Annotated in this window: 10 protein-coding genes; 2 read left to right on the forward strand and 8 right to left on the reverse strand. The window is 75.6% G+C overall.

Annotated features, from left to right (window positions below):
* The 4 genes from ABZ490_RS33975 to ABZ490_RS33990 all read right to left on the reverse strand — a co-directional run.
* Positions 1-537 (reverse strand): precorrin-6A/cobalt-precorrin-6A reductase (locus ABZ490_RS33975; protein WP_358998885.1); only part of this gene is annotated, 537 nt, incomplete at its 3' end.
* Positions 538-618: 81 nt separating this feature from the next.
* The gene (locus tag ABZ490_RS33980; RefSeq protein WP_358998888.1) at positions 619-1,764 is read right to left on the reverse strand and encodes an ArgE/DapE family deacylase; all 1,146 of its coding nucleotides are present in this window, start codon (positions 1,762-1,764) and stop codon (positions 619-621) included.
* A gap of 28 nt (positions 1,765-1,792) precedes the next feature.
* The gene (locus tag ABZ490_RS33985; protein WP_358998891.1) at positions 1,793-3,058 is read right to left on the reverse strand and encodes a M20 family metallo-hydrolase; all 1,266 of its coding nucleotides are present in this window, start codon (positions 3,056-3,058) and stop codon (positions 1,793-1,795) included.
* 20 nt (positions 3,059-3,078) lie between these two features.
* Positions 3,079-4,206 carry a pyridoxal-phosphate dependent enzyme gene (locus ABZ490_RS33990; RefSeq protein WP_358998894.1) on the reverse strand — a complete coding sequence of 376 codons (1,128 nt, stop codon included), beginning with the start codon at positions 4,204-4,206 and terminating at the stop codon, positions 3,079-3,081.
* A gap of 102 nt (positions 4,207-4,308) precedes the next feature.
* On the opposite strand from ABZ490_RS33990, the gene ABZ490_RS33995 reads away from it, so the two are divergent.
* Positions 4,309-5,274 (forward strand): LysR family transcriptional regulator, encoded by a 966-nt coding sequence (locus tag ABZ490_RS33995; protein WP_358998897.1) that lies wholly within the window; start codon positions 4,309-4,311, stop codon positions 5,272-5,274.
* Between the two features lie 55 nt (positions 5,275-5,329).
* Here ABZ490_RS33995 and ABZ490_RS34000 read toward each other — a convergent pair whose 3' ends face one another.
* Positions 5,330-6,130, reverse strand: a complete 801-nt coding sequence (locus ABZ490_RS34000; protein ID WP_358998900.1) for a YcnI family protein — start codon at positions 6,128-6,130, stop codon at positions 5,330-5,332.
* 57 nt (positions 6,131-6,187) lie between these two features.
* Positions 6,188-6,778 (reverse strand): hypothetical protein, encoded by a 591-nt coding sequence (locus ABZ490_RS34005; protein ID WP_358998903.1) that lies wholly within the window; start codon positions 6,776-6,778, stop codon positions 6,188-6,190.
* A 302-nt stretch (positions 6,779-7,080) separates the two neighbouring features.
* Here ABZ490_RS34005 and ABZ490_RS34010 point away from each other — a divergent pair, with 302 nt between their 5' ends.
* Positions 7,081-9,678 carry a serine/threonine-protein kinase gene (locus ABZ490_RS34010; RefSeq protein ID WP_358998906.1) on the forward strand — a complete coding sequence of 866 codons (2,598 nt, stop codon included), beginning with the start codon at positions 7,081-7,083 and terminating at the stop codon, positions 9,676-9,678.
* A 19-nt stretch (positions 9,679-9,697) separates the two neighbouring features.
* On the opposite strand, the gene ABZ490_RS34015 is transcribed toward ABZ490_RS34010, so the two are convergent.
* The gene (locus tag ABZ490_RS34015) at positions 9,698-10,153 is read right to left on the reverse strand and encodes a (2Fe-2S)-binding protein (RefSeq protein WP_358998909.1); all 456 of its coding nucleotides are present in this window, start codon (positions 10,151-10,153) and stop codon (positions 9,698-9,700) included.
* A gap of 12 nt (positions 10,154-10,165) precedes the next feature.
* Positions 10,166-12,241, reverse strand: a complete 2,076-nt coding sequence (locus tag ABZ490_RS34020; protein ID WP_358998952.1) for a molybdopterin cofactor-binding domain-containing protein — start codon at positions 12,239-12,241, stop codon at positions 10,166-10,168.
* Positions 12,242-12,347: the final 106 nt, after the last annotated feature.

The raw sequence follows: 12,347 nt of genomic DNA on the forward strand, positions 1-12,347 counted from the left end.
CCCCACGAGTTCCGGCCCGGCGAACTCTGGCCCAGCGAGCTCCGGCCCGGCGAACTCCAGCCCCACGAACTCCGGCCCCACGAACTCCGGCCCAGCGAACTCCGGCGCCGTGAACGCGGCCAGCCCGAGGCGGCCGGTGGTGAGGAACACCCGGCGCCCCAGTGCGGGCAGCAGCGCGGCGGCCTCCTCGACCGAGCCGGCCTCGTGCCAGTCGTCCCCCTCCCCCGGGATCCAGCCGGGTCGGCGCAGGGCCAGCAGGGGGACGGCGGCGACGGCGGCGGCCAGGGCCGCGTGGCGGCTCATCGTCGCGGCGAAGGGATGGGTGGCGTCGACGAGCGCGCCGACCCGCCGCTCGCGCAGCCACGCCGACAGCGCCTCGGGGCCGCCGAAGCCCCCGACGCGGACCTCGCCCGGGGGCAGCCGGGGGTTCGCGACCCGTCCGGCGAGCGAGGTGGTCACCGCCAGGCCGGGCCTGCCGTGCAGCAGTTCGGCGAGCCGGCGGCCCTCGGTGGTCCCGCCGAGGATCAGCACGTGCATGGGGGTACGGGTCCGTTCATGAGGGGCGGTCGCGGCGCCCCCACTCAAGCACACCTGCCCGGGCCCCCGACCCCCGCCGGTTCAGGCGCAGAAGTCCGCGACGGTCGCCGTCAGGACGTCGGTGAGACGGTCCAGGGAGGCGAGGTCGACGTACTCGGTGGCGGCATGGGCGCCTTCGCCGTCGGCCCCGAAGAGCAGACAGGGGATGCCGGCGCGGTCGAGGAGCGCGCAGTCGGTCCAGAAGGGCTCCCCGCGGACGACGGGCGGCCGGCCGAGGGCCCGCTCGGCGTGGTGGGTGAGGGTGCGCACGATCGCGGCCTCGGGATCGGCCGCGAACGGCTCGCGGTGCAGCCCGGGCGTCAGCCGGTACCGGAAGTCCGGCACGGTGGCGGCCAGCCGGTCGAGTACGGCGGTCAGCTCGCGCCCGACGCCCTCCGCGCTCTCACCGGGAACGGTCCGCCGCTCCAGGGTGATCCGGCAGTGCGCGGGATAGGTGGAGGGCTCCTCACCGCCGTGGACGACCGAGGCGTGCACGGTCCCGGTGCCCAGCAGCGGGTGCGCCGGGCCCCGGCCGAGCCGTGCGCCGAGTTCCTCCAGGGCCACCAGGAAGTGCCCGGCCTTGGCGATGGCGTCGATCCCGAGGTCGGGCCGGGAGCCGTGGGCGGCGCGGCCCTCGATCTCCACGTCGAACCAGGCGAACCCCTTGTGCGCGAGGGTGACTTCGAGGTGGCTGGGCTCGGTGACGATCGCCGCGTCTGCGGTGAAGGACTCCAGCACCTCCTCGGTGCCCGAGCTGCCGTGCTCCTCGTCGGCGACACAGGCGAGGAGGACGTCACCGCGCAGCGGCCCGTGCGCGGTGGCGCGGGCGGCGGCGACCATCATGGCCGCGATGCCGCCCTTCATGTCGAAGGTGCCGCGGCCGTACATCCTGCCGTCGTGGATCCGGGGTTCGAGGGGGTCGCCGTCGTAGCCGGTGTGGCCGACCGTGTCGAGATGGCCGTTGAGCATGAGGGAACGGCCGCCGCCGGTGCCGCGGGCGACCGCGACCAGCGAGGGCCGGCCGGGGCGCCGCTCCAGGCGGTGCACCTCGAAGCCGCGGTCGGCCAGCCACCGGCCGCAGTGGTCCGCGACCGCGCTCTCACCGGCGCCGCCGGCCACCAGGTCCGGGTTGACGGAGTCGAGCGGGACGAGACGGGCGAGCAGCTGGGCGGGGGTGTCGGTGGGCATGCGAGCCTTTCGGGGGAGGTGCGGGACGTCAGTCCTGGCCGGCCAGGCGCAGCAGGGTGGTCGCGAGGACGTCGACACCGTGGGCGCAGGCCTCGGGGGTGGAGTACTCGCGGGGGTTGTGGCTGATGCCGTCGTACTCACCGCGTACGAAGATCATGGCGGTCGGGCAGAGCGCGGCGATCTCCTGGGCGTCGTGCCCGGCGCCGGACAACAGGGAGATGTGCTCCAGCCCGTGGTCGTCGGCGGCCTGCGCGATGACCTTCTGCACGCCCTCGTCGAAGGGGACGTGGGCGGTCTTGGCCATGCGCCGGGTGGTCACCGACAGGCCCGGCCCGCTCTCCTCCAGCTCGCGCAGGAAGGCGGCGAGGGCCTCCTCCGCCCGGGCCATCTGCGCGTCGTCGGGGTTGCGCAGGTCGACGGTCAGTTCCGCGCGGGCCGGGACGATGTTGGTCAGGTCCGGGTGGACGATCAGATGGCCGACGGTGGCGCGCAGGTCGCCGTACTCGCCGGAGTCGACCAACTCCCTGAGCCGGACGATGATGTGGGCCGCCGCGAGGCCCGCGTCGGCGCGCAGACGGGTCGGTGTGGTCCCGGCGTGGGCGGCGCGGCCGTGGACGGTGATCTCCTGCCAGGAGATGCCCTGCACCCCGGTGACGACACCGATCTCCACCCCGCTCCCGGCGAGCACGGGGCCCTGTTCGATGTGGCATTCGACGTAGGCGTGCGGCGGGGCGAGGCGCACGTCCTCGGTGCCGTCGAAGCCGGTGCGGGCGAGTTCGCCGCCGAGGGTGCGGCCGTCGCGGTCGGTCAGGGCGTGGGCGTACTCCAGGGTGAGCCGGCCGGCCGCGACGGCGCTGCCGAGCATGTCGGTGCCGAAGCGGACGCCCTCCTCCTCGGTGAAGACGGCGACCTCGATCGGGCGGCGGGTGCGGATGCCGCGCTCGTTCAGGGTCCGTACGGCCTCGATGCCGCCGAGGACGCCGAGGCAGCCGTCGAAGGCGCCGGCGGTGGCGACGCTGTCGATGTGCGAGCCGGTCAGGACGGCGGCCGCGGTGGGGTCGGTGCCCTCGCGACGGCCGTAGATGTTGCCCATGCGGTCGACGCGCACGGTCAGCCCGGCCTCCTCCATCCACGCGACGACCCGGCGGCGCCCGGCCGCGTCGGCGTCGGTGAGCGCGAGCCGGTTGACGCCGCGCAGTCCGGTGCGCTCGTCGTCGTAGGCGCCGATGGCGGCGAGGTCCATCAGGGACCGCCAGAGCCGGGGGCCGTCGACGGTGAGCGTGGGGGTGGTCATGACGGGATCTCCAGGGTGGTTCAGGCGTCGCGGGTGTCGGTGTCGGCGTGGGCGTGGGGGTTGGCGGCCGTGCCCTCGGTGCTCAGCAGGACGACCACGGAGGTCGCGTCGAGCCCCAGGGCCGTACGGCGTTCGTCGGCGCCCTCGCCCGTGAGGGCCGCGCGCAGACCGGCGAGCGGGGCGGCGCCGCAGGGGCCCGAGGACACCCCGAGCGCGGCGAGGTCGGCGGCCGCGCGGGCGCTGTCGGCGTCGGTGACGGCGACCGCGGCGTCCAGCCCGCCGTGCAGATGGGGCCAGGCGAGGCCGGAGGGGGTGCCGCAGTTCAGGCCGGCCATCGTGGTGTCGCCGGTGGGGACGCTGACCGGTACGCCGTGGGCGAGGCTCGCGAGGACGCAGGCCGCGGTCTCCGGCTCCACCGACAGCAGCGCCGGGGCCGCCGGGCCGGGGACGGGCCGGCTGCGGTAGTGGGTGACGACGGCCTGGGCGAAGGAGCCCACGCCCACCGGGACCACGACGAGCCCGGGGCCCGGGACTCCCGCCGCGGCCAGCTGGTCGTCGATCTCGGCGCAGAGGGTGGAGTAGCCCTCGACGATCCATCCGGGGATCCGCTCGTATCCCGGCCAGCCGGTGTCCTGGACGAGGACCGCGTCCGGCCCCTCGGCCGCCCGGGCGGCCCGCTGGACGGCCTCGTCGTACGAGCCCGCGACCTCGGTGACCTCGGCGCCCTCGGCGGCGATCGCGGCCACGGCCCCGGGATGGACGCCGCTCGGCACGAACACGTGCGCCGACCGGCCGAGCAGCCGGGCGGTACGGGCCACCGCGCGCCCGTGGTTGCCGTCGGTGGCGGTGACCAGGGTGAGCGGGCCGCCCGCGGGCCGCTCGGCGAGGATGCGGTGGACGGCCCAGGACGCGCCCAGCGCCTTGAACGCGGGCAGGCCCAGCCGGCTCGACTCGTCCTTGACGAAGAGCCGGCCGACCCCCGACTCGGCGGCGAGCGACGGGAGTTCGGTCAGCGGGGTGGGGGCGTAACCGGGGAGCGCGGCGTGGAAGTCGCGCACCCCGTCGGGGGCGGGGGCGCAGCGCCAGGCACGGGCGCCGGGGCGGGCGAGCCAGCGGGGCGCGGGGCGGAAGGAAGGGTTCTCGGGCACCCGTTCAGGTTCGGGCCGCAGGCCATGTTCGGTCCAGCGTATGTTTCCGACCTATACTCATCGGTAAAACCGACGGATGAATCCTGCTGAAGCGGTACTGCCTTGTTCGACCTGCACCGACTGCGCCTGCTGCGCGAGCTGAAGCACCGCGGGACGCTCGCGGCCGTCGCCGCCGCCCTGTCGTACGCCCCCTCGTCGGTGTCCCAGCAGCTCTCGCAGCTGGAGGCGGAGGCCGGGGTGCCGCTGCTGGAACCCGTCGGACGGCGGGTACGGCTGACCGAGCAGGCCGAGATCCTCGTCGCGCACACCGAGGCGGTGCTCGCGCGTCTGGAGCGCGCGGAGGCGGACATCGCCGCCTCGCTCACCGAACTGACGGGCACCGTGCGCGTGGCCTCCTTCCAGACGGCCGCGCTCGCCCTGGTCCCGGCCGCGCTCGCCCTGCTGCGCGACCGGCATCCGCTGCTGCGCGTCCACGTCACCCAGTGGGAGCCGGAGCGGGCGCTGCCCGCGCTCCAGGCGCGCGACTTCGACCTGGTCCTCGCCGAGGAGTACCCCGGCAGCCCCAACCCGCGCCCCGCCGGACTCGAACAGCAGGACCTGCTGGACGACCCCCTGCGGCTGGCCCCGCCCCGCCCGACCGAGGTCCCGGACACCGACGCCCGGGAAGACACCGACGCCCGGGAGGACGGCGAGGCCGAGGCCGGCGCACCGTCGGCCGCGTTGCGGGCCCTCGCCGGCCGTCCCTGGGTGATGGAGCCCGAGGGCACCCCGGCGCGGCGGTGGGCCGTCGCGCTGTGCCGGGACGCCGGTTTCGAGCCCGACGTACGGTTCGAGAGCACGGACCTCCTGCTCCACCTCCGGCTGGTCGAACAGGGCCTCGCCGCGGCCTTCCTCCCCGACCTCGTCTGGAGCGGCCGCCGCCCCACCGTCGCCCTCCACCCGCTCCCCCGGGGCCGCCGCACCCGCCGGGTCTTCACCGTCGTACGCCAGGGCCGCACCCACCACCCCGCGGTCCTGGCCTGCCGCGCCGCCTTCCACGAGGCGGTCGCCCTGAACTCCGGTCCCTGACATGCCGCCGCCCCGCCCCCGGACGGTCCGGGGGCGGGGCGGCGACCGGTCCGGTCTACTCGGGGCGCGAGCGGTTCGGCCGGGTGCGGACCACGGCGAAGGCGGCCGCGGCCAGGCCCAGGACTCCTGCGGCCAGACCGGCGGCCGCGAGGCCCCGGGCGGTCGAGTCGCTGTCGGAGCCGGAGTCGGCGGAGGCGGAGGCGGTGCCGGAGCCGGTGCCGCTCTTCTCGGCCGCCGAGGCGGTCGCGCCGTCCGCGTCGCCCTCCCCGTCCCCGGCCCGGGCCCCCTTGGCGGTGAGGGTGACGACCGGCGCCGGGTTCTCCGGTTCGTCGTCGCCGGAGGCCGCCTCCTCGATCCAGCGGGTGACCTTGCCGTCGGAGTAGGTCTGGAGCGCCTTGAAGGCCAACTGGTCGGTGTCGTCGGGCAGTTGTCCGAAGGCGACGTCGAAGTCCTCGTACTGCCCGGCGGTGATCCGCCCGCCGGTCCAGGTGATCTCGGAGACGGCCTCGGTGATGGTGCCGTCGTCGGTCTTGACGGGCGTCTTGAGCTTGGTGTTCGTCACCTTGGCCGTCCAGCCGTCCCGGGGCGAGACGAGGACGCCGAGGAGGGGGTGGTCGGTCGGCAGGAAGATCTGGACCTTCGTGGTGGAGGCGGTGTCCTCCTCGTTGGGGACCCGGAAGGTCAGCAGCCCGTCCGTGGCTCCCTTGGCGTAGGTCTCGGGGTGGACGGTGACATGGGCGGAGGCGGCACCGGCGGCCGTGAGGACCCCGGCGGCGGCGAGGGCGGCGACGGCGGCGGCCCGGCGCAGGGTGGTGGTGCGGGTGGTCGGGCGGGTGGTGGTGCGCGTCGTGGACATGGGTGAGTGGCTCTCCGTACTCGGGACGTTCGGGACGGGATGTCGGGGGTGATCCGCTCAGCGGATCGCGTACGACCTCCACGCCGGCGGCCCGCGCCGGATCACGGCGTACCGCAGCAGCACCTGCCGCGGCGCCCCCGCTCCCCCGTCCGCCCGTCGCCCCGGGCGCGGCACGGCCGGGACGGCCCGCGCCCCCCGCGCCACCCGCCACCAGGCGACGAGCCCGGGCACGAGGGCGGCGGCCCGGCGCAGCAGCGACCACAGGGCGGCCTCGCCGCGCCGCAGCCACCAGGTCAGCACCAGGGCCGCCCCGAGGTGGGCGGCGGTGGCGTGCGGGGTGTGCGGATGCACGGCGGAGTGGGACATCCGCAGGCCGTGCATCACCATCACGGTCTGCGGCCGGGCGGTGGCGAAGGCGAAGTGCAGCCCGGCCTGGGACGCGAGCGTGCCGCCGCCGATGCCGGTCAGCGAGCGCTCCCGCCCGCCGAGCAGACAGCCGGCCGCGAACAGGACCAGCGCTCCCACGGCCTGGGTCCGCACCGGCGGGGCCACGCCCGTGGCCAGCGCATGGCCGCCGGCCGCGAGCAGCACGCACAGCACGGCGAACACCGCCGCCCGCAGGCTCCTCACCGCCAGGGACACGCTCACGTCGCCCGATGCTGCCACGCCGCCGGCGGGCCGCTCCGCTCGCCCCCGTATGCACACCACCGTCCGCGCCCTCCGCCCGGCTGATCCCGCCTCCTCCTTACGAGTCGGACGGGAACGCCGTTCAGTTCCCGCGGATCCACCGGAGCCCAGCCCTTCATTGTGATCAGACCACCCGCCGGGCGCAGGCGAATCATGAACTCGCATCAGATGAGATGAACTTCCCGGAAAGACGGAAAAGGCCGGAAGCGGTGGCCATTACATTCCCCGCCGGAACCAGGGACGCACGCAGCCACCGAGGGAGCATGGGGACACAGGGGACACGGCCGGGCGACGGATCCGGCGAGGACGACGAGACCGAGGCGCTGGGCGGCGGCCGGAAGGACGAGGGGGAGGGCGGCACCCTGTACTACACCCGGCCGGCGGGGTCCGTGACGGGAACCGGTCCGCGGGGCTGGAACGCCGGCGGGCCGCAGGTGCCGGCGGCGGTCGTCGGCCGCTACCGGATTCTCGAGGACCTGCCCACCGGTGGCGAGACCTACCGGGTGCTGCGGGTCCTGGACCTGCGGAGCGGCGACGAGCGGGTCGTGAAGCTCTACAACAAGTCCCACCGGCAGGCCGACGAGGTGCTGCGCGGCCTCCAGCGGGCGGTCCACCGGCATGTCGTCACGGTCCACTCCTTCGGTACGGAGCCCGACCGGGGCGGCGGCTGGCCCTGGGAGGTGCTGGAGTACGTCCGGGGCGGCTCGCTCAAGGAGTACCTCGCGCACCGGGGGCGGCTGCCCGAGGAGCAGGTGCGCCGGGTGCTGGAGCAGCTGACCGACGCGCTGCACCATCTGCACACCCGGCTGCTCGGAGCGGGCCGCGGGGCCACCCACCGTGACATCAAGCCCGGCAACATCCTGCTGCGCGGCACCACCGGGCCGCTCGACGTGGCGCTCGGCGACTTCGGCCTGATGGCGGAGGCGCGGGAGACCTGGCAGACCGTGGGGGTGGCGGGCACCGGGATGTACCAGGCGCCGGAGACGTTCTTCAACGCGCGCCGGCATCCCAGCCAGGACTGGTGGTCGCTCGGTGTCGTCGTCGTGGAGATCCTCACCGGCCGCAACCCCAACTCCGTCCCCGGCGGCTGGAGCGACCCCCGGGAGCTGTTCACCCACCTCGCGACGCACGACGTGGACCTGTCCGGGGTGCGGGACCTCCGCTGGCTGCGGCTGTGCCAGGGCCTGCTGACCCGGGAGCCGGAGCACCGCTGGGGGCACGCCCAGGTGACCGAATGGCTGCGCGGCGGCACCCCCGCGGTGCACCGGGAGCGGCCGGCGCCGCACCGGCGCTCGGGCCGGCCCCTGGGCCTGGCCGGGGACACCCATGACGGCCTGGAGAGCGCGGCCCGGGCGATGACCGGACCGCTCTGGGAGGACGCTCTCGCGCTGTTCCTGTCCGCGTCCCGGCTGGACGCGCTGCGCACCTGGCTGGAGCGGGAGTTCGACAGCGGCGGCATCCCGGAGGACCTGGTCGCCCGTCCGGCCCGGGACCTGCGGGAGGCGGCGGTGCGGGCGGCGCGGTTCCGGGCCGCGGTCCTGCGCAACGCCCCGCCGGAGTTCGCCGCCGGGCCCGCGCACGCGCCGGCCCTGCGCGCCCGGGCCGCCTCGTCCGCCCCGCAGGACCAGCGGGTCGCGGCGGTCGTCAGCGGGGACCTGCTGCGCGTCCTCGCCTCCCACCCCTGCGCCTCCCGGACCGCCGCCGGCCATCTGAACTGCGGCGACCACTGCGAGGTGCTGGCCGAGGCGGCGGCCGTGCTGCCCCGCGCCGAGGAGGAACTGCGGTCCTGCATCGCGGAGTTGACCGCCTCGCTCGGTCCCGGCTCCGCCTCCGCCGCGATCGGTCTGCTGGCCGGTCTGCACCGGCGCCACGAGCCGAGGGCGCTGCTGCTGCGCGGGGTCCTCGCCCCGGACACGCTCCGGTGGGAGCGGTACCGGATCCTCTACTGGCGCACCAGGGCCCGGATGCAGGCGTGCGACTGGTGGATGCGGCTGTCCGGGTCGGCGGTGCGGGACCGCGAGTCGCCCGCCCGGCTCGTGCTCGCCGTGCTGCTGCTCAAGGCGGCGGAGACGGACGGAGAGGCCGAGCGGCGCAGGCCGGGCGGGCCCTACGAGCGGCGGCGGGCCGAGGCCGGGCAGGCGCTGGACCGGGTCGGGGCGGCGGTGGGCCGGGGTGCGTCGGCGGTGGGGCACGGGGCGGCGCGGGTGGTGTCGGGGGTGGCGGCGCTGGCCGCGGACCTGGGGACGGCCGCCGTCCTGTTCGCCGCGTCCCTGGCCGCCGTGTACGTGGCGACGACGGCGTGGCTGGCCTGGGCCGCCGTGACACCCGAGACCCGGCCGGCCCGGTACGCGAGCACGGCCGCGGACACCCAGTACGTGCTGAGCGTGCCGCTCGCGGTGGTGCTGCTGGCCCTGTTGCTGCGTCGGCGGCGGCCGGGACCGGCGACCGGCGCGGGCGTGGTCTGTGTGCTGCTGACGGGGGGTCTGCTCGCGCTGGCCCTGTGGACGGGCCACGGCGGCGAGATCCGGTACCCCTATCTGCCCGGGGGCGACTTCCACGGCACCCTGCTGGACGCGGACCGGCGGCTCGGGAGCGATCCGCGCTGGGCGGCGGGCTGGCTGGCCGGTCTCTCGGCGCTCGGCCTGGCACTGCTGGTGGGAGGGGCGTACCGGTTCCGCGAGGAGCGCGGCCACCGCTACCGGTACGGCCACCGCCCGTTCCGCCCGCCGCCGCCCCCTTCCGGTGGATTCGACGTCTGGGTACGGCTGTTGGTGATCGCGGCGGCGGTGGCCCTGCTGCTCTGCTCGGCCCGGGACTGGCCGGTGCCCTTCGTACCCGCCGAGCCGCAGGCCCTGTGGTGACGGGGCCCGCGGTGACGTCTCAGTCGTTCGCGGACGCCTTCTTGATCGCCTCGCGGATGCGGGGGTAGGTGCCGCACCGGCACACGTTCTCGATGCGGTCGATGTCGGCGTCGGTGGGCCGGGCGGTGCGCTTCAGCAGGGCGGCCGCGGCCATGATCTGGCCGGGCTGGCAGAAGCCGCACTGCGCCACGTCGCACTCCAGCCAGGCCTGCTGGACGGGGTGCAGCCGGTCGCCGTCGGCCAGGCCCTCGATGGTGGTGACCTCGCGGTCGGCGCAGTCGGCGACCGGGACGACACAGGGCTGGATCTCACCGCCGTCCAGATGGCTCGTACAGGCGCGGCAGACACCGACCCCGCAGCCGTACTTGGGGCCGGTGACGTCCAGCAGGTCCCGCAGCACCCACAGCAGCGGCATGTCGGCGGGCGCCTCGACGGTGACCGGCTTGCCGTTGAGGACGAAGGAGTAGGAGGGCATGGGCACCTTCCGTCAGAAGTTCAGGGGGAAGCGACGTGGCTTGGTGCCGGTCGCGCGGGCGTAGGCGTTGGCGACCGCGCCGGCCGCCGCCGGGACGCCGAGTTCGCCCGCGCCGCCCGGTTCCCCGTGCGAGGGCATGATGTACGCCTCGAAGCGGAGGGGGGCGTCACGCTGGCGGGCGTAGCGGAAGTCGGCGTAGCTGCCCTCGCGGACGGCGCCCCGGTCGATGTGCAGACCGGCCGTCAGGACGGTGGAGATGCCGTCGAGCGCGGTGCCCATGAGCTGGGCCTGGAGCCCGCGCGGGTTGACGGCGGTGCCGACGTCGGCGGCCATCACCATCCGGGTCACCCGGGGGTGCCGGGGGTCGGTGGCGTCGATCTCGGCCAGGCAGGCCACGCAGGAGCCGTACTCCTCGTGGACGGCGACCCCCTGACCGTGCCCGGCCGGCAGGGCGCGGCCCCAGTGCCCGGCGGCGGCCGCCTTGGCGAGCACGGCCCGGACGGCCTTGCTGCGCAGGGTCGTACGGCGGAACGCGACCGGGTCCTTCCCGAGACGTACGGCGATCTCGTCGACGACGATCTCCTCCGCCGTCCGTGAGGTCCCGGAGTCCACCGACCGCCAGGCGCCCAGCGGGATCCTCGCCAGCCCCACGGAGCCGTAGTCCCCGGACAGGGCGCCGAAGTTGTACAGGCCGCTGTCGCTGGGCAGCGGTCCGGCCGCCGACGCGAAGGAGGCCCGCCGGACGGCGCCCTTCCCCTCGTACTCCGTGCTCACCGAGGCCATGGAGTGGGCGAAGGCCACCACACGGCCGCCGGCGAGGCTGGCGCGGATGCGGTGCTGGCCGGCCGGGCGCATCCGGCCGTGCCGGAGGTCGTCGGCGCGGCTCCACATCAGCTTGACGGGACGGCCCGCCGCCTTCGAGATGAGCGCCGCCTCCAGGGCGGCGTCGGAGTCGAGCCGCCGGCCGAACGAGCCGCCGCCGCGCATCACATGGACCGTGACCTTGGCGGCGGGCAGGCCCACGGCCTCGGCGATGCTGTCGCGGGCGTCCATCGGGGTCTGGGAGGAGAACCAGATCTCGGCCTTGGTCCGGCGGACGTCCGCCACCGCGGTCAGCACCTCCATCGGCGCGTGGCTGACGAAGGCGAACTCGAACTCGCCCTCCACCTGGGCCGATCCGCGCGGCGGGGTGCCGAGGCGGGGCACGGCGGCGCGCAGCCGGCGGCGGATGTCGGCGTCGGAGAGCGCGGCGAGCGGGCCCGGCGCCCAGGTGATCTTCAGGGCGTCGCGGGCCTGGAAGGCGTGGTGGAAGGTCTCCGCCACCACGGCGACCCCGCCGGCGACCCGCACCACGGCGTGCACGCCGGGCATCGCCCGGGCCGCGCGGTCGTCGAGGGAGGCCACCGTGCCGCCGAGCGTGGGCGGCCGCGCCACCACGGTCGGCCGGGCGCCCGCCACCGCGAGGTCACCGGCGTAACGGGCCTTGCCGGTGACGATGTCGCGGGCGTCGATCCGGGTCGTGGGCCGCCCGATGACCTTGTGCTTGGAGGCCGGCTTGGGCTTGGCGGAGACGGCGGGCACCCGGATCGCGGCGGCGTACCCGGTGAGATAGCCGAAGGTGGCCGAACGCCCGTCCGGGGCGTACACCTTGGTGTCCTTGGTGCGCAGGGCGCGCGCCGGCACGTGCCAGAGCCGGGCCGCCGCGGTGACCAGCTTGGCCCGCGCGGTGGCCGCCAGCTGCCGGGCCGGTCCGTACAGCGAGCGCACCGAACTGGAGCCGCCCGTGTACTGGTTGCCCTTGGCGCGGGCGTCGGCGAGGGGGATGTCGATGTCGGCGAGCCGGGCGTCCAGCTCCTCGGCGATCATCATCGCGACGGCGGTGGTCACCCCCTGCCCGACCTCGACCCTCGGCAGCCGTACGACGATCCGGTTGGCCGCGGTGACCTCGAGGACGAGCATCTCCTCGTCGGCCCCGGTCACCAGCACGTCGGAGGCGCGCCGCACGTGCTCGGCCCCCTCGGCGGACGGCGCGTCGCAGGCGAGGGGGGCCGCCACGGTCAGGGTGGACGCGGCGAGCGTGTAGACCATGAAACGACGACGGGACAACTGACGGTCCAACGGGCACTCCTGTCCGGGTTCCGCGGGGTTCGACTCCTAGGAGGGGCAACAGCCCGCCGAGGTTGCCTGGGCTCCG

It is taken from the genome of Streptomyces sp. NPDC005811 (assembly GCF_040630405.1).
Taxonomy (GTDB): Bacteria; Actinomycetota; Actinomycetes; order Streptomycetales; family Streptomycetaceae; genus Streptomyces.